Annotated in this window: 1 protein-coding gene; it reads left to right on the top strand. The window is 66.8% G+C overall.

Annotated features, from left to right (window positions below):
• Nucleotides 1–704, top strand: a 704-nt coding sequence (locus M8J73_RS27955) for a DUF1349 domain-containing protein (RefSeq protein ID WP_249829229.1), incomplete at both ends; no start/stop codon positions are given.

The following is a 704-nucleotide window of genomic DNA, read 5'->3' as shown; positions in this document are numbered from 1 at the left end:
ACCGGTCTGGTTGCGGCTCACCCGCACCGGCAACCAGGTCAGCGGGTACTACTCCACCAACGGAACCACCTTCACCCAGGTCGGCTCGGCGGTGAACCTGTCCGGAGCCAACGCCACCCAGGACGCGGGCGTCTTCCACACCTCCCACAACGTCAACGTCCCGGGCACGGCCGCCTTCGAAGGCCTGAGCATCACCACGCCCCCATACGCCGGATACGCGAACATCCCGGCCATCCTCACCCAGCACGAGAGCGACATCGCGATCACCGGCGCCGGGTCCGACGTCTGGGGCGGTGCGCCGCAGCACAACGACCAGTACGGGGCCGTCTACCAGAACCAGTCGTTCAGCAGCGGCACCACCGCGACCGTCAAGGTGGACCAGCTGGACAACACCGACCCCTGGGCAAAGGCGGGCATCATGGTGCGCAACGACATGACCGCCGCGGGCAGTTCAGCGGGGTACGCGGTCATAGCCGTGACGCCCAGCAACGGAGTCACGCTCGAATACGACTCCAACGGCGACGGATACCTCGACGCCGAGAAGAAGACCACGGGCATCAAGGCACCGGTCTGGTTGCGGCTCACCCGCACCGGCAACCAGGTCAGCGGGTACTACTCCACCAACGGAACCACCTTCACCCAGGTCGGCTCGGCGGTGAACCTGTCCGGAGCCAACGCCACCCAGGACGCGGGCGTCTTCCACA

This window comes from Streptomyces neyagawaensis (assembly GCF_023516595.1).
In the GTDB taxonomy this organism is placed as follows: domain Bacteria; phylum Actinomycetota; class Actinomycetes; order Streptomycetales; family Streptomycetaceae; genus Streptomyces; species Streptomyces neyagawaensis.
Note: the sequence above shows the minus strand (reverse complement) of the source record. Positions and strands in the feature narration are given on the sequence as shown.